The 24,198-nt window shown below is 63.5% G+C and carries 21 protein-coding genes and 1 pseudogene; 16 read left to right on the top strand and 6 right to left on the bottom strand.

Annotation, left to right across the window (positions count from 1 at the left end):
* Positions 1 to 210 precede the first annotated feature (210 nt).
* From BMY30_RS01790 to BMY30_RS01755, 8 genes are all read left to right on the top strand, one after another.
* Positions 211 to 1,299: an ABC transporter ATP-binding protein gene (locus tag BMY30_RS01790; protein WP_089709999.1), complete on the top strand. Its 1,089-nt coding sequence runs from the start codon at positions 211 to 213 to the stop codon at positions 1,297 to 1,299.
* Between the two features lies 1 nt (position 1,300).
* Positions 1,301 to 2,401: an ABC transporter ATP-binding protein gene (locus BMY30_RS01785; RefSeq protein WP_089709997.1), complete on the top strand. Its 1,101-nt coding sequence runs from the start codon at positions 1,301 to 1,303 to the stop codon at positions 2,399 to 2,401.
* Positions 2,394 to 3,275: a carbohydrate ABC transporter permease gene (locus tag BMY30_RS01780; RefSeq protein WP_089709995.1), complete on the top strand. Its 882-nt coding sequence runs from the start codon at positions 2,394 to 2,396 to the stop codon at positions 3,273 to 3,275. Before BMY30_RS01785 ends, BMY30_RS01780 begins: the two co-directional genes overlap by 8 nt.
* Position 3,276: 1 nt before the next feature.
* On the top strand, positions 3,277 to 4,170 hold the full coding sequence (locus BMY30_RS01775; RefSeq protein WP_211607201.1) for a carbohydrate ABC transporter permease: 894 nt from the start codon (positions 3,277 to 3,279) through the stop codon (positions 4,168 to 4,170).
* A gap of 12 nt (positions 4,171 to 4,182) precedes the next feature.
* Entirely contained in the window at positions 4,183 to 4,455 is a 273-nt protein-coding gene (locus BMY30_RS01770; RefSeq protein ID WP_089709993.1) for a DUF2160 domain-containing protein, read from the top strand.
* A gap of 57 nt (positions 4,456 to 4,512) precedes the next feature.
* A complete protein-coding gene (locus BMY30_RS01765) occupies positions 4,513 to 6,255 on the top strand; it encodes an ABC transporter substrate-binding protein (RefSeq protein ID WP_089709991.1) in 1,743 nt (580 codons plus the stop codon).
* A 144-nt stretch (positions 6,256 to 6,399) separates the two neighbouring features.
* Positions 6,400 to 8,016, top strand: a complete 1,617-nt coding sequence (locus tag BMY30_RS01760) for a glycerol-3-phosphate dehydrogenase/oxidase (protein ID WP_089709990.1) — start codon at positions 6,400 to 6,402, stop codon at positions 8,014 to 8,016.
* Positions 8,017 to 8,269: 253 nt separating this feature from the next.
* The gene (locus tag BMY30_RS01755; protein WP_170840045.1) at positions 8,270 to 9,511 is read left to right on the top strand and encodes a uracil-xanthine permease family protein; all 1,242 of its coding nucleotides are present in this window, start codon (positions 8,270 to 8,272) and stop codon (positions 9,509 to 9,511) included.
* A 6-nt stretch (positions 9,512 to 9,517) separates the two neighbouring features.
* Here BMY30_RS01755 and BMY30_RS01750 read toward each other — a convergent pair whose 3' ends face one another.
* Entirely contained in the window at positions 9,518 to 10,102 is a 585-nt protein-coding gene (locus tag BMY30_RS01750) for a cupin domain-containing protein (RefSeq protein ID WP_089710331.1), read from the bottom strand.
* Between the two features lie 192 nt (positions 10,103 to 10,294).
* Between BMY30_RS01750 and mobA the strand changes: the two are divergent.
* The 7 genes and pseudogenes from mobA to BMY30_RS01720 form a co-directional block, all read left to right on the top strand.
* A pseudogene (mobA, locus tag BMY30_RS17930) lies at positions 10,295 to 10,879 on the top strand (molybdenum cofactor guanylyltransferase MobA); the annotation flags it as partial.
* Positions 10,874 to 11,470: a molybdopterin-guanine dinucleotide biosynthesis protein B gene (gene mobB / locus BMY30_RS17925; RefSeq protein WP_425283416.1), complete on the top strand. Its 597-nt coding sequence runs from the start codon at positions 10,874 to 10,876 to the stop codon at positions 11,468 to 11,470. The pseudogene mobA and the gene mobB, both read left to right, overlap by 6 nt.
* The gene (moeA, locus tag BMY30_RS01740; RefSeq protein WP_089709986.1) at positions 11,467 to 12,720 is read left to right on the top strand and encodes a molybdopterin molybdotransferase MoeA; all 1,254 of its coding nucleotides are present in this window, start codon (positions 11,467 to 11,469) and stop codon (positions 12,718 to 12,720) included. The genes mobB and moeA overlap by 4 nt, the downstream gene beginning before the upstream one ends.
* A 13-nt stretch (positions 12,721 to 12,733) precedes the next feature.
* The gene (moaC, locus tag BMY30_RS01735) at positions 12,734 to 13,594 is read left to right on the top strand and encodes a cyclic pyranopterin monophosphate synthase MoaC (RefSeq protein ID WP_089709984.1); all 861 of its coding nucleotides are present in this window, start codon (positions 12,734 to 12,736) and stop codon (positions 13,592 to 13,594) included.
* 3 nt (positions 13,595 to 13,597) lie between these two features.
* Positions 13,598 to 14,053 (top strand): molybdopterin synthase catalytic subunit MoaE, encoded by a 456-nt coding sequence (gene moaE / locus BMY30_RS01730; protein ID WP_089709982.1) that lies wholly within the window; start codon positions 13,598 to 13,600, stop codon positions 14,051 to 14,053.
* The gene (gene moaA, locus BMY30_RS01725; RefSeq protein WP_089709980.1) at positions 14,050 to 15,042 is read left to right on the top strand and encodes a GTP 3',8-cyclase MoaA; all 993 of its coding nucleotides are present in this window, start codon (positions 14,050 to 14,052) and stop codon (positions 15,040 to 15,042) included. Before moaE ends, moaA begins: the two co-directional genes overlap by 4 nt.
* A 260-nt stretch (positions 15,043 to 15,302) precedes the next feature.
* On the top strand, positions 15,303 to 15,593 hold the full coding sequence (locus BMY30_RS01720) for an H-NS family histone-like protein (protein ID WP_089709978.1): 291 nt from the start codon (positions 15,303 to 15,305) through the stop codon (positions 15,591 to 15,593).
* A 208-nt stretch (positions 15,594 to 15,801) separates the two neighbouring features.
* Here BMY30_RS01720 and BMY30_RS01715 read toward each other — a convergent pair whose 3' ends face one another.
* From BMY30_RS01715 to BMY30_RS01700, 4 genes are all read right to left on the bottom strand, one after another.
* Positions 15,802 to 17,424 carry a ribonuclease J gene (locus BMY30_RS01715; protein ID WP_089709976.1) on the bottom strand — a complete coding sequence of 541 codons (1,623 nt, stop codon included), beginning with the start codon at positions 17,422 to 17,424 and terminating at the stop codon, positions 15,802 to 15,804.
* Positions 17,425 to 17,594: 170 nt separating this feature from the next.
* Entirely contained in the window at positions 17,595 to 18,344 is a 750-nt protein-coding gene (locus BMY30_RS01710; protein ID WP_089709974.1) for an amino acid ABC transporter ATP-binding protein, read from the bottom strand.
* Complete coding sequence (locus BMY30_RS01705) at positions 18,341 to 19,015, bottom strand: amino acid ABC transporter permease (protein WP_089709972.1); 675 nt, start codon at positions 19,013 to 19,015, stop codon at positions 18,341 to 18,343. The genes BMY30_RS01710 and BMY30_RS01705 overlap by 4 nt, the downstream gene beginning before the upstream one ends.
* Positions 19,016 to 19,032: 17 nt before the next feature.
* Positions 19,033 to 19,791: an amino acid ABC transporter substrate-binding protein gene (locus BMY30_RS01700; RefSeq protein WP_089709971.1), complete on the bottom strand. Its 759-nt coding sequence runs from the start codon at positions 19,789 to 19,791 to the stop codon at positions 19,033 to 19,035.
* A 336-nt stretch (positions 19,792 to 20,127) separates the two neighbouring features.
* Between BMY30_RS01700 and BMY30_RS01695 the strand changes: the two genes are divergently transcribed.
* On the top strand, positions 20,128 to 21,888 hold the full coding sequence (locus BMY30_RS01695) for a putative bifunctional diguanylate cyclase/phosphodiesterase (RefSeq protein WP_089709969.1): 1,761 nt from the start codon (positions 20,128 to 20,130) through the stop codon (positions 21,886 to 21,888).
* 49 nt (positions 21,889 to 21,937) lie between these two features.
* On the opposite strand, the gene BMY30_RS01690 is transcribed toward BMY30_RS01695, so the two are convergent.
* Positions 21,938 to 23,914 carry a sensor domain-containing diguanylate cyclase gene (locus BMY30_RS01690; RefSeq protein ID WP_089709967.1) on the bottom strand — a complete coding sequence of 659 codons (1,977 nt, stop codon included), beginning with the start codon at positions 23,912 to 23,914 and terminating at the stop codon, positions 21,938 to 21,940.
* Positions 23,915 to 24,198 lie beyond the last annotated feature (284 nt).

The raw sequence follows: 24,198 nt of genomic DNA, 5'->3' as shown, positions 1-24,198 counted from the left end.
TTTTCCGGCTCCCTCTCAGTGCTTTAGACAAAAGTTTAATCTCTATTGAAAATCTTTTTATAACAATATGTTGGGTGTTTTTTGGGGCCGAACACATGCTGGGCGATCATGTTTTCGATTGACGACATTTGTGTTTGAAAGCGAATCTCGACTAGCTTGTATTGAACAGTCTCCAAGCTCACCACATAACAAAGAACCGTCGAGATCTGTATGTCCTTGATCCTAGATAACATCGACCATGTGGTCGGTGGCGCCACTCACATCGCGGGGGTGAACCTGGAACTACAGCCAGGCTCATTCAATGTCCTGCTGGGACGGACGCTGGCGGGCAAGACCACCCTGATGCGCCTGATGGCTGGGCTCGACACCCCCACGCGCGGGCGAATCCTGATGAACGGCGAAGATGTGACGGGGCGCTCCGTGCGCAAGCGCAATGTTTCCATGGTGTATCAGCAGTTCATCAACTATCCGGCGCTCTCCGTCTACGACAACATCGCCTCGCCCCTGAAGCTGGCCAAGGTCGCACGTGCAGAGGTCGACCGGCGGGTGCGTGAAGTCGCCGAAATGTTGCATATCGAGCATCTTCTCGATCGTCTACCCCTCGAACTCTCCGGTGGCCAGCAGCAGCGCACGGCCATGGGTCGCGCGCTGGTAAAGGACGCCGATGTCGTGCTCTTCGATGAGCCTCTGGTCAACCTGGACTACAAGCTGCGCGAGGAATTTCGCGACGAGCTGCGTTCGGTGTTCAGCGAACGCAACTGCATTGCCGTCTATGCCACCACCGAACCTGCCGAGGCGCTGGCGCTGGGTGGCAACACCGCCGTGCTCCATGAAGGACGCCTGCTGCAATATGGCCGCACCGAGGACGTCTACCACCGGCCACGCGACATCCTGGCCGCGGAGATGTTCTCCGAGCCGCCGATCAACATCGTCAAGGGGATCATTTCCGGATCCGAGGTGACCTTCGACAAGTCACTGCATTTTCCCATCAACGATGACCTTCGCACCCTGGCGCCGGGGGAATACCGTTTCGGCGTGCGCCCCTCGCATATCTCGCTCAGGCCGCGCGCCAAGGATGATATCGAGGTGAAGATGATCGTCGATCTCGCCGAGATCAGTGGCTCCGAGACCTTCCTTCACGTGCACAACGACCTTTTCACCATGACGGTGCATCTCGAGGGCGTCCATGAGTTCCGGGTCGATGCGCCCGTGACGCTGTATTTCCCGACCCACAAGGTCTATGCCTTCGATCGCCAGGGCGCGGTGGTGCATATTCCGACGCACCTGGGGGGCATCTGAGATGGCAGAGATCACCCTGAAATCACTGGCGCATACTTACCTGTCGGATCCCCGCTCGCCGGAAGACTATGCCATTCGCGAGATGGATCACGTCTGGCACCAGGGCGGGGCCTATGCGCTGCTCGGGCCATCGGGCTGCGGCAAGTCGACCCTGCTCAACATTATCTCGGGCCTGCTGGAACCCTCCAGCGGTGAGGTGCTCTTCGACGGTGAGGTGGTCAATGCCTTGCCACCCGAGGCGCGCAATATCGCCCAGGTTTTCCAGTTTCCCGTCATCTACGACACCATGACGGTCTACGACAATCTGGCCTTTCCGCTGCGCAACGTGAAGACCCCCGAGGCTCGGGTTCATGAGCGTGTCATGGAAGTCGCCGAGGTGCTGGAGCTCACCGCCCAGCTCAAGCGCAAGGCCAAGAATCTCACCGCCGACGAGAAGCAGAAGGTCTCCATGGGCCGGGGTCTGGTGCGTGAGGACGTCTCGGCGATCCTCTTCGACGAGCCGCTCACCGTCATCGATCCCCAGCTCAAGTGGAAGCTGCGCCGCAAGCTCAAGGAGATTCACCAGCGCTTCGAGATCACCATGGTTTACGTTACTCACGACCAGCTCGAGGCCTCCACCTTCGCCGACAAGATCGCCGTGATGTACGAGGGCCAGGTGGTGCAGTTCGGCACGCCCAGGGAGCTGTTCGAGAGACCCAACCACACCTTCGTCGGCTACTTCATCGGCAGTCCCGGGATGAACTTCCTGGAGGTCGTGACGCAAGACGGGCGCGTGATGGCCGGTGACACCGAGCTGGCGGTGGGGCAGGGCGTCCACGATGCCGTGGCCCAGGCCCGTTCCACCAACGTCAAGCTAGGCATCCGTCCCGAATTCATCGAGGTACATGCCGAGGCGGTCGAGGACGGCATGCAGGCCCATGTGGACCACGCCCAGGACCTGGGGACCTACTCGATCGTCTACCTGACACTGGGCGGAATCCCCCTCAAGGCCCGCATCGAGGAGGACCAGCCGACACCGACCGGCAAGGCCTGGCTGCGCTTCCCCGACGAGCGAATTGGCCTGTACATCGACGAGTTCCGCGTGGAGATCGACCATGAATAAGGTCTACAACAACCGGGCATGGTGGCTGATTCTGCCCATGCTGCTGCTGGTGGCTTTCTCGGCTGTCATCCCGCTGATGACCGTGGTGAACTACTCGGTCCAGGATGTCTTCGATGCCAATACACGCTTCTTCACCGGCACCGAATGGTTCGAGGTGATGCTCAACGACCCGGCCCTGCAGGCGGCCGTGCTGCGTCAGTTCGCCTTCTCGCTGACCGTGCTGGCCATCGAGGTGCCGTTGGGCATCGGCATCGCCCTGATCATGCCCAAGAAGGGCTGGCAGGCCTCGGCGGTGCTGATACTGGTCACCATGCCGCTGCTGATTCCCTGGAACGTGGTCGGCAGCATCTGGCAGATCTTCACCCGGGGCGACATCGGCCTGATGGGCTGGAGTCTGCGCGAGCTCGGCTATGGCTACAACATCACCTCGAGCCCGGTGGATGCCTGGGCGACCATCATCCTGATGGATGTCTGGCACTGGACGCCGCTGATCGCGCTGCTCTGCTTCAGCGGCCTGCGCTCGATCCCCGATGCCTACTACCAGGCGGCGCGCATCGACCGCGCCTCGAAGTGGGCCGTGTTTCGCTACATTCAGCTGCCCAAGCTCACCAATGTCCTGGTGATCGGCGTGCTGCTGCGCTTCATGCACTCCTTCATGATCTACGCCGAGCCCTTCGTGCTCACCGGTGGAGGCCCCGGCAGTTCCACCACCTTCCTCAGCCAGTCGCTGACGACCATGGCCATCGGCCAGCAGGACCTGGGGCCATCGGCGGCATTCTCGCTGATCTATTTCCTGATCATCCTGCTGGTCACCTGGGTGTTCTACACCGCGATCATGAACATGCAGAAAGACGACAAGATCCAGGAGGCATGAGATGAGTGATTCATTGCCCACCACGCCCGATGCCGTTCGCCAGCGTGCTGCGGCGGCAGACAACCGGCGTCGCCGCAGCGCACGCTCGGCCTCCCGCCAGTGGCGCCGCCGGGGCCTCATGGCCGCCTATATCGTCTTCGTGCTGTTGCCGATCTATTGGCTGCTCAACATGTCCTTCCAGTCCAATACCGAGATCCTCGGCGGACTGACCCTGTGGCCCGAAGACTTCACCACCGAGCACTATGCCAAGATCCTCACCGAGCCCAGCTGGTACATGGGCTACGTGAACTCGATCACCTACGTGCTGATGAACATGCTGATCAGCATTTCGGTGGCACTGCCGGCCGCCTACGCGTTCAGCCGTTACCAGTTCATCGGCGACAAGCACCTGTTCTTCTGGCTGCTGACCAATCTGATGGCACCCCCGGCGGTCTTCCTGCTGCCCTATTTCCAGCTCTACTACACGGTCGGATTGTTCGATACCCACGTGGCCGTGGCTCTGGCCCACTGCCTGTTCAACATTCCGCTCGCCGTGTGGATCCTCGAGGGCTTCATGAGCGGTGTGCCCAAGGAGATCGACGAGACCGCCTTCATCGACGGCTACAGCTTCCCCAGGTTCTTCGTGAAGATCTTCATCCCCATGATCAGCTCGGGCATCGGCGTGACCCTGTTCTTCCTGTTCATGTTCTCCTGGGTCGAACTGCTGCTGGCCAGCACCCTGACGTCCACCAATGCTCAGCCCATCGCCTCGGTGATGACGCAGACCAAGGGTGCCTCGGGGATCGACTGGGGGGCGCTGGCTGCCGCCGGTACGCTGACGATCCTGCCGGGCATCGTGGTGGTCTATTTCGTTCGCAACCACATCGCCAAGGGCTTTGCCCTGGGCCGTACCTGAGGAGGGAGCGACATGGAATGGATGGTCTGGACCACGCCCACCGCGGTCTTCTTCGCGGTCATCGCGGCCATGCTGGCGGGCATGACGGTCTGGGAGGTCGTTTCACCGACGGTCGAACGCAAGGGCTTCCTGCCGATCTCGACCACCCGTGGTGACCGGCTTTTCATCGGCCTGCTCTGCGCGGCCTATATCCACCTGGCGGTGGTGGGCTTCACCCCATTCAGCATCTGGCTGGCTCTGGGGGCATCGGTAATCTGGCTACTGATCCTGATGCGCTGGGGCTGACAGAAACGCATGGAGCCGAATGTCCAGGGACGGACCACGACAACCCAAGAGGTCAATATGAAAGCGACAACAATGCGACTCTCTCTACTGGCGGCCGGTGTCATGCTGGCAAGCGGTGCCCTGCACGCCGACAACCACGACGCGCGCGCCATCGCCGAACGCCTGGTCGATGAGCACTTCCAGGACTCGACGCTGACCCGGGAAGAGCAGATCGAGGAACTGATGTGGTTCGCCCAGGCCGCCGAGCCCTTCCGCGGCATGGAGATCAATACCGTGGCCGAGGGTCTGACCACTCACATCTACGAGCGCGATGTGCTGGCCGAAGCGTTCGGTGAGCTGACCGGCATCGACGTGACCCACAACATCATCGGCGAGGGTGATGTGGTCAACAACATGCAGACCCAGATGCAGTCGGGGCGCAACATCTACGATGCCTACGTCAATGACTCCGACGCTATCGGCACCCACATCCGCTACGGCACCACCATCAATATCTCCAACGCCATGGAGAACGAGTGGGCCGATTACACCCTGCCGACCCTGGATCTGGATGATTTCATCGGTTTGCAGTATGGCACCGCGCCGGATGGCAGCATCTACCAGCTACCCACCCAGCAGTTCGCCAACCTCTACTGGTTCCGCCATGACTGGTTCCAGCGCGAGGACCTTCAGGCGCAGTTCCGCGAGATCTACGGCTATGACCTGGGCGTGCCGACCAACTGGACAGCCTACCAGGACATTGCCGAGTTCTTCACCGAGCACGTCGGCGAGATCGACGGTACCAAGGTCTATGGCCACATGGATTACGGACGTCGCGACCCGTCGCTGGGCTGGCGCTTCCATGACTCCTGGCTCTCCATGGCGGGGATGGGCAGCCCCGGTGTGCCGTTCGGTAACCCGGTGGACGACTGGGGTATCCGTGTCAATGAGGAGAGCCAGCCGGTCGGCGCAAGCGTGTCTCGCGGTGGTGCCACCAACTCGCCGGCTTCGGTGTTTGCCGTGACCAAGATGGTGGACTGGCTCGAGAAGTATGCACCGCCCGAGGCCAGCGGGATGACCTTCGGTGAGGCCGGACCGGTGCCAGCCCAGGGCAATATCGCCCAGCAGATGTTCTGGTACACCGCCTTCACCGCCGACATGACCGATCCCGAACTACCGGTTACCGATGACGAGGGCAATCCCAAGTGGCGCATGGCGCCGTCGCCCACTGGCCCGTACTGGGAAGAGGGGATGAAGGTGGGTTATCAGGACGTGGGGTCCTGGACCTTCTTCGACTCCACGCCCGAGGACCGCCGTACCGCCGCCTGGCTGTTCGCCCAGTTCACTGTCTCCAAGACCGTCTCCCTGGAGAAACTCATCGAAGGTCTCACGCCGATTCGCGAGTCGGATGTGTTCTCCGAGCAGATGACCGAGTTGGCACCCAAGCTGGGTGGTCTGGTGGAGTTCTACCGCAGCCCCAACGAGTCCAACTGGACGCCGTCTTCCACCAACGTGCCTGACTATCCGCGCATGGCACCGCTGTGGTGGCAGAACCTGGCACCGGCCGTCAGCGGCGATATCCCTCCCCAGGAGGCGCTCGACAACCTGGCCGGGGATCTCGACAGCATCATGGCGCGGCTGGCACGCGCCAAGGTCTTCACGACCTATGCCCCCAACCTCAACGAGGAGCGTGATCCCCAGTACTGGCTCGACCAGCCGGGTTCGCCCAAGGCGAAGCTGGATAACGAGATGCCGCAGGGCACGACCGTTCCCTATGACGAGATGATGGAGGCGTGGATGGCCGCCGGTACTCGCGAATGATCAACGGGCGGGTCGCCTGACCCGCCCGCCAGTACCTCGGGCGTTCCCGGGGGCAGTTCAAGATCGTGTATCCGGTTGCCTGAACGGGAAGGCCCCGCTCGGTGCAGTCCGAGCGGGGCCTGTTGTTTTTAAAAAGGGCCAGACATGCAACTCAGAGAAAACAACATCCGCAAGCTCCCCGGCCAGACCTTCGATGCGCTGGTCATCGGCGGCGGCATCAACGGGGCTTCGGCGTCGGCAGCGCTGAGCGGAAAGGGGGCCAGGGTTGCCCTGATCGATCGCGGTGACTTCGCCGGCAGCACCAGCATGCACTCCTCCAACCTGGTGTGGGGAGGCATCAAGTACATGGAGAGCGGCGACTTCAAGCTGGTCCGCAAGCTATGCAAGAGCCGCAATCACCTGATCAAGAGTTATCCGTCCACGGTCCAGGAGATTCGTTTCCTGACCACCATCAACAAGGGCTTTCGCCACCACCCGCTCTATCCCTGGGCTGGCACCTGGCTCTATTGGCTGATAGGCAGTGCCTTCACGCGCAGGCCCCATTTCCTGCGCCCTGCGGGGATCAAGGCGCGGGAGCCGATCATCAACACCCGCAACGCCCAGGGCGGCTTCGAGTATTCGGATGCCTATCTGCACGACAACGACGCGCGCTTCGTCTTCAATTTCGTGCGTGGCGCGCTGGACTTCGGCACCGTGGCGGCCAACTACGTCGAATCGTTGGGCGCTCGCCGTGAAGGCGACCTCTGGGTCACCACGGCCCGGGATCTCACCGACGACAGCACCTTCGAGATTCGCTCGAAGGTGCTGATCAATGCGGCCGGTCCCTGGGTCGACCAGCACAATAGCCTCTCGGGGCAGCAGACCGACCACCATCACGTCTTCTCCAAGGGCATCCACCTGATCGTCCCTCGGCTGACGGCGAGCAAGCGTGTGCTGGCCTTCTTTGCCGACGATGGACGACTCTTCTTCGTCATTCCCATGGGGCCGCGCACCTGTATCGGTACCACCGATACCCGGGTCGAGAAGCCCGAGGTCGGTGCGACGGAGGAGGATATTCGCTTCGTGCTCGACAACATCAATACACGACTCGAGCTTCAGACGCCGCTGGGCAAGGAAGACATCATCGCCACGCGCTGCGGCGTGCGCCCCCTGGCGGTCAAGCCCAGCGGTGGCGATGATCGGGATTTCCTCAACCTGTCGCGCAAGCATGCCATCGATATCGATGACGAGAGATGCCATCTGAGCATTTTCGGCGGCAAGCTGACCGACTGTCTCAATGTCGGCGAGGAGGTGGTGGAGGAGGTGCGCCGGCTGGGTGTCGAGATTCCCTATCCCGAATTTCGCTGGTACGGCGAGCCCGATTCCTCGGTCCGCGAGGCCTTCATGCATCAGGCGCGACTAATGGAACTCGATACCATGACCAGCGCCGAGGCCTCCGAGCCGCTCAGCACCCGGCTGTGGCGGCGCTATGGTGCCCAGGCACTGGATATGCTCGAGGACATCCGCCAGGACCCGCGCCAGAGCGAGGTGCTGATCGAGGGAACCGAATACCTGCGCTGCGAACTGAAACTGGCCAGGCGCCGTGAGATGGTGACCAAGCTCGAGGATTTCCTGAGGCGTCGCTCCAAGGTCTCGCTGGTAGTGCCCGAGGAGAGCATCCGCCACTCGCCGGGCCTGCGCGAAGCCTGCGATATCCTTTTTGGCGACCAGGCCGAGGCTCGCCTGCAGGAGTATCTGGACACCGCGATACCCGAATTTTGACAGGGCTATCGCAGCTGCAAAAGCGATAGGGCGCTGGGGGCAAGCCGAAGAGGAGGTCCTACGCCATGGATGGCGTCGGTAGCGTACAGGGAAGTATTCACAACGCCTCCTCGCAGGCTTGCCGACAGGTTAGCCCGCGGTTGCCTACTGCGATAGCCCAGACGAGCGTTGAGGGACGAGAAGCGATTGAGACAACCAGGCTGGTAGAATGCCGCGCGACCCGTTCCCCTCGACCTTTCCGGAGCTCTGGATCATGACCGACAACACGGCGGCGGCCGCCATGCCCACCGACACCCCCTTGCGCACTCTGCTGACCGGGGCGCAGATGCTCTTCGTCGCCTTCGGTGCCCTGGTGCTGGTTCCGCTGCTCACCGGCCTGGACCCCAATGTGGCGCTGTTCACGGCGGGCATCGGCACCCTGATCTTCCATGGCGTGACGCGGGTCAGCGTGCCGGTCTTTCTGGCCTCGTCGTTTGCCTTCATCGCGCCCATCCAGAGCTCGGTGGCGAACTACGGTATTCCCGCCACCCTGGGGGGGCTGATGGTCGCCGGCCTGGTCTATGTGGTGATCTCCCAGTTCGTGCGCCTCAAGGGCACCGTCTGGCTGCATCGACTGCTGCCCCCGGTGGTGGTGGGTCCGGTAATCATGGTGATCGGCCTGGCCCTGGCGCCGGTAGCGGTAGATATGGCGACTGGCGAGACCAGCGATAATATCGGCTACGGCGCGGCCATCTTTCTCTCCATGACCAGCCTGCTGGTTACCCTGGTGCTGGCAGTGTTCGGCCGCGGACTGATCCGCCTGGTCCCGATCATGGGCGGTATCGTTACCGGCTATGTTTTGTCGCTGGTGATGGGGGTGGTGGACTTTTCTCCGGTGCAGGAATCGGCCTGGCTGTCGCTGCCGTCGTTCACCGCGCCGAGCTTCCACTGGGCGGCGATCCTGTTCATGATTCCGGTCGCCATTGCCCCGGCGGTGGAACATATCGGTGACATGGTCGCCATCGGCTCGGTGACCCGCAGGAACTACCTCGAGAAACCCGGCCTGCATCGCACCTTGTTGGGCGACGGCCTGGCTACCACCGCCGCCGCGCTGTTCGGCGGACCGCCCAACACCACCTACTCCGAGGTCACCGGGGCCGTGACCCTGACCCGGGCCTTCAACCCACGGATCATGGTGGTGGCGGCGTGTATCGCCATCGTCCTGGCCTTCGTCGGCAAGCTCGGCGCACTCCTGCAGACCATCCCTGGCCCGGTAATGGGCGGCATCATGACCCTGCTCTTCGGTTCCATCGCCGTGGTCGGCATGAACACCCTGGTACGGGCCGGCAAGCCGCTCACTGCTCCGCGTAACCTGGTGGTGGTCTCCCTGGTGCTGGTCTTCGGCATCGGCGGCATGCAGTTCGGCAATGGCCAGTTCACCCTGCAGGGGGTCAGCCTCGCCGCCCTGGTCGGCATCGTCCTCAACTGGGTGCTGCCCCGCGACGAGGAGGAGTGACTCCTATCAAGCGTGGTGCAACTCTTGCCCTGCGTCGGAGAAAGTCGGCGGGGTGCTGGCGCTGACAATCACGCACTCTTCTTCTCCGGGATTGCGGAAGCGATGGGGTAGACGGGAGTCGAAGTAATAGGCGTCGCCTGCGCCGAGCACTCCCGCTTCGCCGTTCACGGTAATCTCGATCTGTCCCGCGATCACCACACCCCCTTCCTCGCCGTCATGCTCCAGCATCTCCTCGCCGCTGTCGGCCCCCGGCGGGTATCGCTCATGGATGATCGACATGCGCCGGTCAGGTCGGCGGGCGGCCACCAGTCGCCAGGAAAGCTGGCCATCGCCGATCTCGGTCAGCTCGTTCTGCCGGTAGAAGGACTGCGGCTGGCTGGGTTCGTCGCCGGCGAAGAAGGCGCTGATCGATACCGGCAGTGCGTCGAGTATCTTCTTCAATGAACTCACCGAAGGGCTGACATTGTTCTGCTCGACCAGCGAAATGGTGCTGTTGGTGACCCCGGCCCGCTTGGCCAGTTCACGCTGGGAAAGTCCGCGCGAGAGCCTCAGTTGCTTGAGCCGAGCGCCTACATCGAATGCCTCTTCCATGGATCTGTCCTTGCCTCGGTCGTTGCGCATTCGTGGAATATTTTCAACATAGTGTACCTCCTTGGTGGCACGGGGATAAGCCGCGGCTTGACCGGTGTCAGGACAGGGCACCAGCGTGGAAGGGCGGCATGGCACCCGCCGCCGGGCTGAGGCATCATGACTCACACTATGACCGATTCGTCAGGAGAGCCCATGATCACCCGAGACGACCTCACCGGCCTGATCCTGGCCGGCGGCCAGGGGCGCCGGATGGGCGGTCGCGACAAGGGGCTCGAACCCTTCGCCGGTCGACCGCTGGTGGCTCATGTGCGTGAGCGCCTGGCAGGGCGGGTCAGAGAAGTGTTGATCAACGCCAATCGCAATGCCGAGGCCTATGCGCCGTTAGCCGATCGCGTGATCCACGACGCCGAAGGCGGCTTCCAGGGCCCGCTGATGGGCATCTATAGTGGCCTGGGTGCCGCCACCACGCCCTGGCTGCTGGTGGTGCCCTGCGACAGCCCGGCCTTGCCCCATGATCTGGTGGATCGACTGGTAGCGGGTATAGGCGAATCCGATATCGCCGTGGCCTTCGACGGCGAGCGACTGCACCCAGTGGTGGCGTTGATCCGTACCTCTCTGGTGGAGGACCTGGCGGTGGCTCTGGCTGACGGTGAGCGCAAGATTGACCGCTGGTACGCCCGTCACGCTTGGTGCCGGGTGGACGTCAGCGACTGCGCCAACGCCTTCGCAAACCTCAATACCGACGACGACAAGCAGCGCCTGGAGCGCAGCCTGAGCGGTGGCATACCCCAGCGCCTGCCCTTCGACGACGACTTGCCACTGCTCGGCATCGCTGCCTGGAGTGGCACCGGCAAGACCACCCTGCTGGAGCAGTTGCTGCCGCGTCTCGGCGAGCGAGGCCTGCGCGTGGCGGTGATCAAGCATGCCCACCACACCTTCGATGTCGACCAGCCCGGCAAGGACAGCCACCGCCTGCGTCAGGCCGGCGCCTCGCCGATGCTGGTGGCGTCTCGCGAACGGGTGGCGCTGATGATGGAGACTCCCGGGCGCGAGGAGGCCGATCTGGCCGAACTCATCGACATGGTGCGCCCCCAGCATCCCGACCTGGTGCTGGTGGAAGGCTTCAAGGCCTGGCCGCTGCCCAAGCTCGAGCTCTATCGTCCCGAGGTGGGCAAGACGCTGCGCGTTGCCGAGGATTCCTGGGTACGCGCCGTGGCCAGTGACGAGAGCCTCGTGTTGCCCGAGGGCGTCGAGGCCCTGGACCTCAATGATCTCGAGGCACTTACCGACTGGATCGCCGCCTGGCCCGCCCGCTGGCCGCGCTGCCAACTGCCCCGCGAGCGCAAGCAAGAAGAGGCAACGCCATGACGCTCTCCTGCTTCGATCTCGGCGAGCGCATGCTCCCGGTGGCGGAAGCCCGCACACGTCTGGCCAGCCTCATCGAAGCACCGCTGCCCGCCGAACGGGTGGCGCTGGCCGAGCTTTACGGCCGGGTACTGGCCGAGGATGCGGTTTCGTCCATCGACGTGCCCCAGAACACCAATGCCGCCATGGACGGCATCGCCCTGGCCTGGCCTTCGACCGTTGAGTTGCCCGACGAGTGGCGATCGGTCGGCGAGGTGCTCGCCGGTAGTCGCCGAGATGAGCCGTTGGGTGCCGGCGAGTGTGTGCGCATCACCACCGGGGCGCCGCTGCCGCCGGGGACCGACACCGTGATCATGGTCGAACAGCTCGAGGAGCACGGTGAGACGCTGACGGTGCAGCAACCCGATGGTGTCAGACGTGGCCAGCATGTGCGCCAGGCCGGCGAGGACATCCGCCAGGGCCAGACGGCGCTGCATGCCGGTACGCGGTTGGGGGCGGCCGAACTGGGCCTGCTAGCCTCCCTGGGCCTGGACGAGGCAAGCGTGCACCGTCGCCCGCGGGTGGCGATCTTCTCCACCGGCGACGAGGTCACCGCGCCCGGCGAGCCGCTGCCACCGGCCGGCATCCATGATGCCAACCGCTACACCCTGGCCGGCCTGCTGGCCGAGCAGGGCGCCGAACTGATTGACCTGGGCATCCTTCCCGACGATCGCGATGCCATGGTCGCCGCCCTGAGCGATGCTGCCGGGCGCGCCGACATGGTGATCACCAGTGGCGGCGTGTCGGTGGGCCATGCCGACTTCACTCGCGCGGCGCTGGAGGCGGTCGGCCGGCTGGCCTTCTGGCGTATTGCCATCCGCCCCGGCCGCCCCCTGGCCTGTGGTCTGCTGGGCGAGCGGGGGGTGCCCTTCCTGGGATTGCCCGGTAACCCGGTGGCGGTGATGGTGACCTTCCTGCAATTCGTGGCGCCACTGTTGTCCAAGTTGCAGGGAAGGCCGGAGCGCGAACCCGAACGGCTGGTGGCTATCGCCGATGAGGCCCTGAAGAGCCGTCTCGGGCGTACCGACTACCTGCGTGGCCGCTACCATGCCGATGCCGCCGGCCGTCTTCACGTGTGCAGCACCGGCGCCCAGGGTTCCGGGATCCTGTCCTCGATGGTGGCGGCCAACTGCCTGATCGAGCTCACCGACGACCGCGAGGCGGCTGCCCCGGGCGAGACGGTGAGCATCCAACCTCTTCATCGACTGCCATGAGACGCTGATCCCCATGCCTCTGTCCAACCAGCCCCTGACCCATCTCAATGCCCGTGGCGAGGCCCATATGGTCGACGTCGCCGACAAGCCGGAGAGCCGCCGCGAGGCTACTGCCTCGGGCCTCATCCGCATGCAGCCCGAGACCCTGGCGCTGCTCTCCGAGGGCGGCCTGCCCAAGGGCGACGTACTGGCCACGGCGCGCATCGCCGGCATCCAGGCCGCCAAGCGCACCCATGAACTGATCCCGCTCTGCCATGCCCTGGCGCTGTCGAAGGTTGCCATCGACTTCGAACTCGACGAGCCCGAGTCCTGTGTGTACGTTACCGCCACTTGTCGCCTCAACGGACGAACCGGGGTGGAAATGGAGGCGCTGACGGCTGTCTCGGTGGCCTGCCTGACCCTCTATGACATGTGCAAGGCGGTGGACAAGGGCATGGAGATCGGTGCCATCCATCTCGACACCAAGACCGGTGGCAAGTCCGGCGACTATCTACGCGAGGAGGCTCGGGGAACGCGCGCGATGGCGCCCGCCGTCATCGAGTCCGCCCCGTCGCCCATCGTCACCGGTGAGGGGGCCTCCGGGGAGGTCTCGGTGGGGCAGCGTTGCGATATCGCTGCCCCTTGTCTACGCGTGAAGTGCCTGGCCGAACTGCGCGAGCGATTGGGAGTCGGCGATGTTTCGGTACCCATCGATCGTCTGTCGAGTTCCGATGTGGCGGGGCTCAAGACCGCGCTCAAGGCGATGGATCCGCGTTTCGAGGGACTCGACGAGGGTCGGGTGATGTGTGCCGTCAATCAGGTAATCGCCAGCGATGCCACACCGCTGACCGACAACGACGAGGTCGCTTTCTTCCCCCCGGTGACCGGAGGCTGAACGATGATCCGTGTGCAGGAAAATGCCTTTGATGCCGGCGTTGAACAGCGCGCCCTGCTCGAAGGGCGCAGCGACATCGGTGCGGTGGTGAGCTTCACCGGCCTGGTGCGCGATTTCAACGAGCGCCCCGAGGTCCAGGCGCTGACCCTGGAACATTATCCGGGGATGACCGAGGATGCGCTCGCCGACATCGTCGAGCAGGCACGGACCCGCTGGGCGCTTCAGGGTGTGACCGTGATCCACCGGATTGGACGCCTCGCCCCCGCAGACCCTATCGTGTTGGTTGTGGTCGCCAGCGCCCATCGACGCGCCGCGTTCGAGGCCTGCGACTTCATCATGGATTACCTCAAGACCCGCGCGCCTTTCTGGAAGAAGGAGCACACTGCCAGCGGGGACTACTGGGTTTCGGAGCGCGACGGGGACCATCAGGATGCCCGTCGCTGGGAGATGTCTTCATGACCGATGAGCTGATCGACGACTTCGGCAGGCGAGTACGCTACGTGCGCATCTCGGTCACCGATCGCTGCGATTTTCGCTGTGTCTACTGCATGAGCGAGGAGATGACCTTCCTGCCGCGTGCCCAGGTACTGACCCTCGAGGAACTGGCGATGGTTGCCCGGGCCTTTACCGAGATGGGCGTGGAGAAGATCCGCCTTACCGGGGGGGAACCCCTGGTGCGGCGTGACATCGATCATCTGGTCGATGACATCGGCGCGCTACCGGGGCTCAAGGATTTCGCCATGACCACCAATGGCGCGAGCCTGCCCAAATTCGCCGGGCGCCTGCGCGAGGGTGGCCTGCAGCGACTCAATATCAGCCTCGACTCCCTGGACCCCGAACGATTCCGCCGGCTCACTCGTACCGGTGACCTGCACAAGGTCATCGACGGCATTCGTGCCGCTCGCGATGCCGGCTTCGAGCGCATCAAGCTCAACGCGGTAATCCTCAAGGGGCGCAACGACGATGAGGTGATCGACCTCGTCGATTTCGCGCGTGACGAAGGGCTCGACATCAGCTTCATCGAAGAGATGCCGCTTGGCGATGTGTCGGATCACTCGCGTGCCGAGACCTTCTGTTCCAGTGACGAGGTCCAGGCGCGCATCGAGACGCGTCACACCCTGATTCCCACCACCGAATCGACCCTCGGTCCCTCGCGCTACTTCATGATGCCCGACAGCGAGTCTCGGGTCGGCTTCATCTCGCCCCATAGCCACAACTTCTGTGATACCTGCAACCGGGTTCGCGTCACCGTGGAAGGGCGCCTGCTGCTGTGCCTCGGCAATGAGCACTCCGTAGACTTGCGTGCCGTGCTGCGTCGTCATCCCGGCGATATCGAGGCGCTCAAGGACGCCATCGTGCGCGCCTTGCCGCTCAAGCCCGAGCGTCACCACTTCACCACGGACGGGGATGTCCAGGTGGTGCGCTTCATGAACATGACGGGTGGCTGATCCATCACCCTAGCCGGAAGCAAACCCGTATCATGGCCTAACGGGCGACACCGCGATGTCGCCCGTTGGCGTGTGGCCAGGGGAAAGCCTGTCGGGATTTCGTCAATGCCGTTCGGCTGTCTGCGTTCGGGCGGGTAAATTTTTCCTGGCTTTTTCCCGTTTTTTCCTGCGGCTTTTCTTGCCAATGTGACGTAAGTGCATATACTTTTGACGTGTCATTACTCATCGCAACCGTCCAACATTCGGCATGGAGACCGCCAATGTCCAGCGAATCCCTGGAGCGCATCGCCCGCAACAAGAACGTGGCTCGTGCCGCGGCACGCCAGCTGAGCATGGAGCAGCTCCATAAGCTGGCCGAGGTCATCGGTGAAGTCATCGAACAGAAGAAGGACGAGGAAGTTAATCGCCAGGAAGAGGAAGCCGAGAAGGCCAGAAAGCTCGCCGAGATCCGCGAGCAGATCAACGAAGCCGGCCTTTCCCTGGATGATCTGGTAACCGAACAACCCAAGCGCAAGCGCGGCCGTCCGCCGAAGAACGCCAGCAAGAGCTGAGGCGTATGATTACGGGCTTTACTGCCTGCAATTATGGTGAAGTGTCGGCAGAGTTCTTGCGTCAAATCGCCGTGCGAGCCCGGCTCCCACAAGGGCACTGAGCCTATTCAGGGTTATGGGAGCTGTGGTTCGACGCCTCGACTTGCACGGCGATTCTTGCCGTCATCATCGAAATATGAATATCACTCCCGAAAGCGAAAGCTTTGCTCTAATTCCCCAGCATCTCCGCTTCCACTGCGAGGATCTGCAGGTGTACCTCGGGTACCCGGTGCAGGTGATCGGCGAGCCAGCCGAGCAACCTTGGCTGCAGTGCCAGGCGTAATTCTGCCAGGGAATCCACCTGGATCTGCTCGAGGCAGTCATCCAGCCAGTCGGCAAAGGCGGTCTCGTCCATCGGGCTCGTCTGGCTAGCGTCGAGCATCAGCCGGCCGATGCGCGTCCAGCCGGTGTCGGTGGCGGCCACCGAGATGGCGAGATACAGACTCCCGTGGCGCGAGCGATTGCTTCCATCGCCGCTCCCCAGGCCAGGCAGGGCGGAGACGGCATCCTGACTGACGATGTGTGGCTGCTGGGGGTGGCGCGCCTCCAGGGAAAGCCCTTCGGCATCCAGGCGGATCAAGTCCCCGTTCACCGGTGCCAGCGGGGCCTGGATGCCGAGTTCCTCGGCCAGGGCCTGGTGAGCCTGCTGGTGGCGAGGCTCGCCATGCACCGGTAGCAGATGGCGTGGCTTCAGCCAGCCGTAGAAGGTACGCAATTCGTCCTGGGCCGGGTGCCCCGAGGCGTGCAGCTCGGGGTGGTTCTCTTCGTCGAGGATGGTCACGCTGAAGTGCTTGAGTCCGCGCTTGAGGCGATCGATCAGCCGTTCGTTGCCGGGGATGGCCTTGGCGGAGAAGATCACCGTGTCGCCGGCCATCAGCTCGAAGTGGGGATGACGGCCTCGTGAGAGGCGCGACAGCGCGGCGCGCGGCTCCCCCTGGCTGCCGGTGGCGATTACCAGCACTTCTTCCGGTGGTAGATAGCCGAGGTCGGTCACCGGCACCAGGGGTGGCAGGTCGTCCAGGTAGCCAAGGCCCCTGGCCACGCCCACCATGCGCTCCATGGAGCGCCCCATCAGGCTGAGCCGGCGCCCGCAATGTGCGGCGGCACGACCGATGGCCAGCACCCGTGCCAGGTTACTGGCGAAGCAGCTCACCACCACGCGGCCCTCACACCGGGCAATGGTGTGGCTCAGTGCCTCGGCGACCTCGCCCTCGCTGCGGGAATGGCCGGGCATTGGCGCGTTGGTCGAGTCTGCCACCACCAGATCCACGGGGGCGATGGCGCGAAAGGTCGCGGCCGAGATCGCCGGCCCGATCAGCGGCTCGGGGTCGAGCTTCCAGTCGCCGGTGTGCAGTACCCGGTAGTCGCCGGCGGCGATCAGCAGCGCGCAGCTCTCGGGAATCGAGTGAGTAACCGGAAGGTAGCGCAGGGTGAAGGGGCCGGTCTCCAGCGCCTCGCCGGGTTCGATGACCTGGATGGCGTCGGTGGCCAGCCCGCGCTCGGTGAACTTGGCCCGTAGCAGGCCGGCGGCCAGCGGGGTGGCGTGGATCGGGCAGCCCCATCGGGGCCACAGCCAGGCGGCAGCACCGATATGATCCTCATGACCATGGGTGATGACCAGCGCCCGAGGGCGGATCGACAGCGTCTCCAGGGTAGAGAGATCCGGCACCTGAAGCGGATTGTCCGGCAGGTCCTGGCGGATCATCATGCCGCAGTCCACGGCTATCCAGGCGGTCTCTTGGTCCCTCTCTCCGTGGCCTCTCTCTCCAACACCATAGAGGTTGAGGTTCATGCCGATCTCGCCACAGCCGCCCAACGGCAGAAAATGCAGGGGAGGGCGGCGGCGAGGACGGATCTGGACGCGTGGCTGTGGCATCGACGGTAGCGGCAGGCCTGTGGAAGTGTCCGAATACTATACGGGAAGCCCGCCGGGGCTCACAACGCGGCCATCAGGCATCCTGCTCAGAGTGCTACCTGTGTCGCCAGCACCTTGCGCAGAAAATCCTGGGTGCGAGGGTCCTTCGGCGAACCGAAAAGCTGGCCCGGTGGCCCCTGCTCGACGATATGCCCTCCGTCCATGAAGATCACCCGGTCTGCCACGTCCTGGGCGAAGCTCATCTCGTGGGTGACCACCAGCATGGTCTGGCGCTCCCGGGCGAGTTGCTTCATCAGCCCCAGGACTTCCTCGACCCATTCCGGGTCCAGCGAGGAGGTTGGCTCATCGAAGAGGATCACCTCGGCCTGGGCCGCCATGGCGCGCCCGATACCGACCCGTTGCTGCTGGCCGCCGGACAACGAGGCGGGAAAGGCATCGGCCTTGTCGGCCAGGCCGATGCGTTCCAGGATCTCCCTGGCCCGCGCATGGGCTTTCTGCTTGGGCCAGCGGTTGACGACGATCAGCCCCTCGGCAATGTTTTCCAGCGCCGTCTTGTTGGCGAAGAGGGCGTAGTTCTGGAACACGAAGGCGGTACGCCGCCGTGCCGTCAGGATGTCGGCCCGACTGGCCCGGGTGACGTCCACCTCCAGGTCGCCGATGGTCAGCCGGCCGGCATCCGGTTGCTCGAGGAAATTGAGGCAGCGCAACAGCGTCGACTTGCCGGTTCCCGAAGGCCCGATGACGACGATGATCTCGCCCTGCTCGATGGCCAGATCGATACCGTCGAGCACCGCGGTGCCATCGAAACGCTTGACGAGTCCTTCTACCTTGATCATCGGCGATACGCCTCGTTGAGTCGGATTTCCAGACGCCGCTGAAACCAGGCCAGTAGCTCGACGATGATCCAGTAGAAGATCGCCACGGTGATGAAGGCCTCGAAGTAGAGGAAGCTGCCGGCGGCCTCCTTCTGGGTGGCGCCCATCAGCTCGGTGACCCCAAGGGTGAACGCCAGGGAGGTCGCCTTGATCATGTCGATGAAATAGTTCATCAGCGTCGGGACGGCGATCCGCGTGGCCTGAGGCAACACGATGCGCCGCATCAGTTGGCCATTGGTCATGCCGATGGATAGCGCCGCTTCAGTCTGGCTGCGGTCGACCCCGACGATGGCGGCGCGGATCGATTCCGCCATGTAGGCCGAGAAGTGCAGGGTCAGGCCCATGATGGTAGCGGTAACGCCATTGATCTGGGTCAGGAAGGCCATCAGCTGGGGCAAGCCGTAGTAGAACAGGAAGAGTTGCACCAGCAGCGGTGTGCCGCGAAAGAAGGAGATGAACAGCAGGGTAGCGGCATTCAAGCCCGGGATGCGCAGCACGCGGATCACGGCGAGACCACAGGCCAGTACCAGGGCCAGCACCATACCCACGGCGGCCATCTGCAGGGTCAGCGGCAGGTAGCGCAGCAGGACGGGCACCAGCCCCAGCATGTAGTCGAAATCGAGCACTTGCATGGAAGCGACTCAACGCCTCACGGGCGTGTGATGTCGGTGCCGAACCACTTCTCGGAGATTGCCTCCAGCTCGCCGGACTCGCGCAGGCTGGCCAGGGCGGCATCGACGCGGTCACGCAGCGCGCGGCTCTGCTCGGTGTCGCGGAAGGGCAAGGCATTGCGGATCTTGGAGAACGGCTGGCCGGCCAGCGCCAGGGGCAGCGGCTTCTCCTTGATGACCTGGCTGGCACTCACCCGGTCCATGACGAAGGCGTCGACACGTCCCAAAGCGGTATCCTGCTCGATATTGCTCTCGTAGGTGCGGATGTCGATCTCGTCGGCATAGGGCAGTTCGCGCAGCAGTTCCTCGTAATTGGAGCCGAGATTGACGGCAACCGTCTTGCCCTTCAGGTCCTCAACGCCCTCGATCTCCTCGTTGCCTTCCTTGACCACCACCTGGGCGCCGTCGTAGACGTAGGGCTCGGTGAAGACGTACTTGTCGGCCCGCTCCTCGGTGATGGTGATCTGGTTGGCGATGGTGTCGATCCGACCGGATTCGAGCATGCCGAACAGTCCCGAGAAATTCGCCGTGACGAACTCGACCTCGACCCCCATTTCCTCGGCCACGGCCTCCATGACATCCACGTCGAAGCCCTGGAGCTTGTCCTGCTCGACGAAGGTGAAGGGGAAGTAGCCGCCGGACATGCCGACCTTGATGGCGTGTTCATCGGCCTGAGCCAGGCTGCCGGCAGTCATGAAGCCGGCGGCCAGGACGGTGAGGGCAATGCGCTTGATCATGGGATTACTCCTGTGTACTGGCTGAAACTAGGATATTCGACACGGCATGCATGCCGTTCATGGGAAAATATACTGAAGAATAAGCAGTCGTTTTTCCAATAGCCTTTGGTTATTAGTCATATGGCCTCAAGCAGGATAGCCGCTTCGCTTTGGCAATCCTTCCTGATGCCCTAGGCGATGCCGCTGACCCTCAATCCTGATCGGGGTGGCAACCGTGCTTTCCTTGATCGATATCAACAAGCAGCCGTCTTCTGCCGTTCACTGTTCCGGTCGATCCGCGTAAGGTGCATCGTTTTCCTTGATATTGATCAAGCTGCCTGCTCAGGATGAGATGTCATGACGCAAGACCGGACCTCGGAGTGCATCATGCAGGCTGGCCTGCTGACCTGCTCGCCGGACATGCCGCGGTGCGAGACATTGGGACAGTCGCGCAGAAATCTGCAGCTCGCAGAACGAGTGATCGACGCTTCCCTGGAAGGCATCATCGTTACCGATGCCCGGGCCCGTATCGAGTTCGTCAATCCGGCCTTCACGCACATGACCGGCTACCGACCGGGTGAGGTGGTGGGACGCACACCGGCGATGCTCTCCTCGGGGCGGCATGCGGCCGGCTTCTATCACGACATGTGGCAAGCCCTGGGGCAAGACGGCTACTGGCGCGGAGAGATCTGGAACCGCCGCAAGAGCGGGCAGCTCTACCTGGAGCTGCTGACCATCACCGCCATCCGCGACGACCAGGGCGAGGTGACGAATTACGCGGCGCTGTTTACCGATATCACCCAAATCCGCGAGAACGAGGAGCAGATTCGCCGCCTGGCCTACTATGACCCCCTGACCCGTTTGCCAAACCGGCGCCTGCTGGAGGATCGCCTGGCGCTGGCGATTCGCCATGCCCACCGTCATCGGCAGCGGCTGGCGGTGATCTTCCTCGATCTGGATCACTTCAAGCAGGTCAACGATGCGCTCGGCCATGCGACAGGTGACGAACTGCTGCTGCAGGTCTCGCAGCGGCTGCGCGGTCACCTTCGCGAGGATGACACCTTGGCACGCCAAGGGGGTGATGAATTCATCATATTGCTCAACGAGGTGCAGGCGGTCGAGGAAGTCACTCGCGTGGCGCGTCGGCTGGTCGAATCGGTGAGCTCGCCCTTCGAAGTGACAGGGCAGGTCTTTCGGGTTGGCTGCAGTCTGGGTATCAGCCTCTATCCGGACGACGGCGAGGAAGTGGAGACACTGGTGCAGCAGGCCGATGCCGCCATGTACCGCGCCAAGCAGGAGGGCCGTAACACCTATCGTCTGTTTCGCGCCGAGATGCAGCAGCAGGACCATCGTCGACTGGAGCTGGAGACGGCGCTGCGCAATACCGCCGAAACCGGTGAGGGACTGGCCGTCCATTATCAGCCGCTTGTCGATCGCGACAGCGGTGAGGTGCAGGGTGCCGAGGCCCTGCTGCGCTGGCACCATCCACAATTCGGCGATGTCTCTCCCGGCGATTTCATCCCGCTGGCCGAGTGGTCGGGGTTGATCCTGCCGCTGGGGGAGCGCCTGATGCAGCTGGTCGCCGGGCAACTGCATGACTGGCTGGCCGAGGGCCTCTCGCCGCCACGCATTGCTGTCAACCTGTCGGCACGCCAGTTCTGGCAGACCGACCTGGTGCCGCGGGTGCGGGCACTCTACGCCGACTATGGCCTGCCACCGGGGCTGATCGGATTCGAGCTTACCGAGAGTATCCTGCTCGACAAGCAGCAGCAGGCAGTGCATACCCTGGAAGCGCTGCGCGAGATGGAGTGTCGCCTGGCCATCGATGATTTCGGCACGGGCTATTCCTCGTTGAGCTACCTGCAAGAGCTGCCGGTGACCACCGTCAAGATCGACCGCAGCTTCATCCGGGGGCTGGGGGAGAGTCGTGGCAGTGCGGCCATCGTCGCCGCGGTAACCGGCCTGGCGAAGGAGCTTGGCCTGCGGGTGGTGGCCGAAGGGGTGGAGACCGAGGCCCAGCTGGCGGCACTCTCCCGTTACCATGTCGACCTGATCCAGGGATATCTCACCGGCCGTCCGGTGGCGGGCGAGGCCTTCGCCGCGCATTACCTGGTGTGACCGCCGACTACCTGGCCGGCTGGGCCATCGCCGGGCTGGCCGAGGCGAGTCATGCGCTGACCACGCTGTTACGACCCTGCGTCTTGGCCGTGTAGCTCGCCTGGTCGGCACGTTCCACCACGTCATCGACGGTCTGGTCCGTTGGCTGAAAGTTGCTCACCCCGATGCTGACCGTCACCCGCCATGTCTGGCCGTGCTGTTCCAGGCCATTGGCCGCGATGCGTGCCCGCAGCGACTCGGCGATACGCATGGCCTGGGAGACATCGCAGCCCGGCAGCAGGATAGCGAACTCGTCGCCCCCATGGCGGGCGTTATGGTCACTGCTGCGGGTTTCCGCGGCCATCGCGGCCGTCACCTGGTGGAGCATATTGTCGCCCAGGGCGTGGCCCCCCGCATCGTTGATGGCCTTGAAATGGTCCAGGTCGAACATCAATAGCGCCGAGGGCGTAGCGGCCTTCTCCCAGTCGGTGAAGGCCTCTTCCAGCCGGCGCTGGAAACCGCGTCGGTTGAGCAGGCCGGTCAGCGGATCATGTTCCGCTTCCCAGCGGCGCAGGGCATCCTCGTGCTGGCGCTGGGTGATATCACGTACGATCCCCACCAGGCCGATGATCTCGCCGTCCACGCGGATCGCGTTGGCGTGTACGTCCAGCCAGATCATCTCTCCCTTCTCGCCGTGGTAGCGGAACTGGCGAACGAAGTCCTTATGCCGGAGAAGGCATGCCTGCCAGGCGGCCACCAGCGGTGCGCGATCCTCGTCGTGGATACGCTCGGCCCAGGTCGGTAGATGCACCGGCGGCTTGATCCCCAGCAGATGTTTCAAGGCCCGGTTGACGAAGGTCAGGCGTCCTTGGGTGTCGGTGACGAACATGCCCTGGGGCGAGGCGGCCAGGATGCCCTTCAGGAAGGCCTTGCGCTGCTGCAGGTCCTGCATCGTCTTCACACGCTCATGTTCCACCTCGTTGAAGACGTCGATGACGCGACGCAGTTCGTGCATGCGGGTCGCTATCTGAAGCGAGCGCCGGCGGCCGCGTCCCAGATCCTTGATCTGATGAGCCAGGCGCGTCAATGGCCGCAGGGCCAGCCAGATCAGGGCCGCCATCACCGGTAGTAACAGCCCCAACACCCACAAGGCCCGCCAGGCGATGCGCTCCATGACGCTTGCCAGGGGTGCATAGACCTGATCGACGGGCAGATAGAGGGCCACTATCCAGTCGGCAGGCCAGATCTGACGATAGGCCGACAGGGCCGCGCTGCCTTCGTGAAGTTCGCCACTGGCCTCGCCCTCCCAGCCATACAGCGCCAGGTCCAGCCAGGGGTCTCGCGCGCCCTTATCCAGCGTCGGCAGGCCTTGCCGCTGATCGGGATGATAGAGCAGCTGGCCCGAGGCGGTGGCGATCACCACATGACCCTCGTCGCCCAGCCGGAGGCGGTCGAACCCCTCGAAAAGCTGGCTGTGGTCGACCTCGACCAGTCCGCCCAGGAAGCCGGCATAGCGGCCCTGCTCATCGTGGCGGGGAACCAGCATCATGACCAAGGTCCTGCCGGAAACCTCCCCGACGAAGGGCTCGCTGACATGGGGGCGTTGCACATTGCGCATGAAACGCGCGTAGCTTCGGTGGCCGATGTCGCGGCCGATGCGGCCCTCAAGCGTTGGCCAGTCATCGATGACGATATTCTCGGCATTGACCACGACCAGCCCTTCGAACAGCGCGAGCAGGGCGTTGTGGTTTCCCTCAGCCAGGGTGCCCGGCGAGGCGTCCTGTAGCTGGCCGGCCAGGCGTTCGAGCACCTCCAGACGCTGCTCGATCTCTTGCGTGATGTCGTTGCTGATCAGATCCGCTTCATACTGGAGGTGCACGCGGTTGGATTCCTCGACCAGCAGGGTGCCGGACTGCCAGCCTAGTGCCAGCAGTGTCAGGCTCAGCAGCGTCCAGATCACCACGACCCCCAGCAGCAGGCGGCCCCGCAGCGAAAAGAGGTGGCGGTGCAGGGCGTGTCTCAGGAACCGGGCACTTCTCAGCTTCAAGTTCGTGGCTCTCTTTAATTGCCGTCACGTCGGGTTGGCGTGGTGGGTGTTGGTCGTGGGTATCCGGCGAAGAGGATGCCACCCCGCTACCGGGATCGGAAGGGCGTGGGCTAGGCGCAGCCGTTTGCGTGTTGGAAACGCCGTGCATTGCTGCAGCGTCTGTTGGCCCATGTTCGGCCAATTTCGTCCGGCCAATTTCGGCGATCGCGTTGCTCCCCAGTTTTCGCTACAGTTTACGCGCTTGGCGCCGATGATAAGGGGGGTGTCAACCTGGGCAACAAGGC

The organism is Halomonas daqiaonensis, from assembly GCF_900109725.1.
Taxonomy (GTDB): domain Bacteria; phylum Pseudomonadota; class Gammaproteobacteria; order Pseudomonadales; family Halomonadaceae; genus Halomonas; species Halomonas daqiaonensis.
The sequence above is the reverse complement of the archived record's forward strand: the minus strand, read 5'-3'. Positions and strand labels throughout refer to the sequence as shown.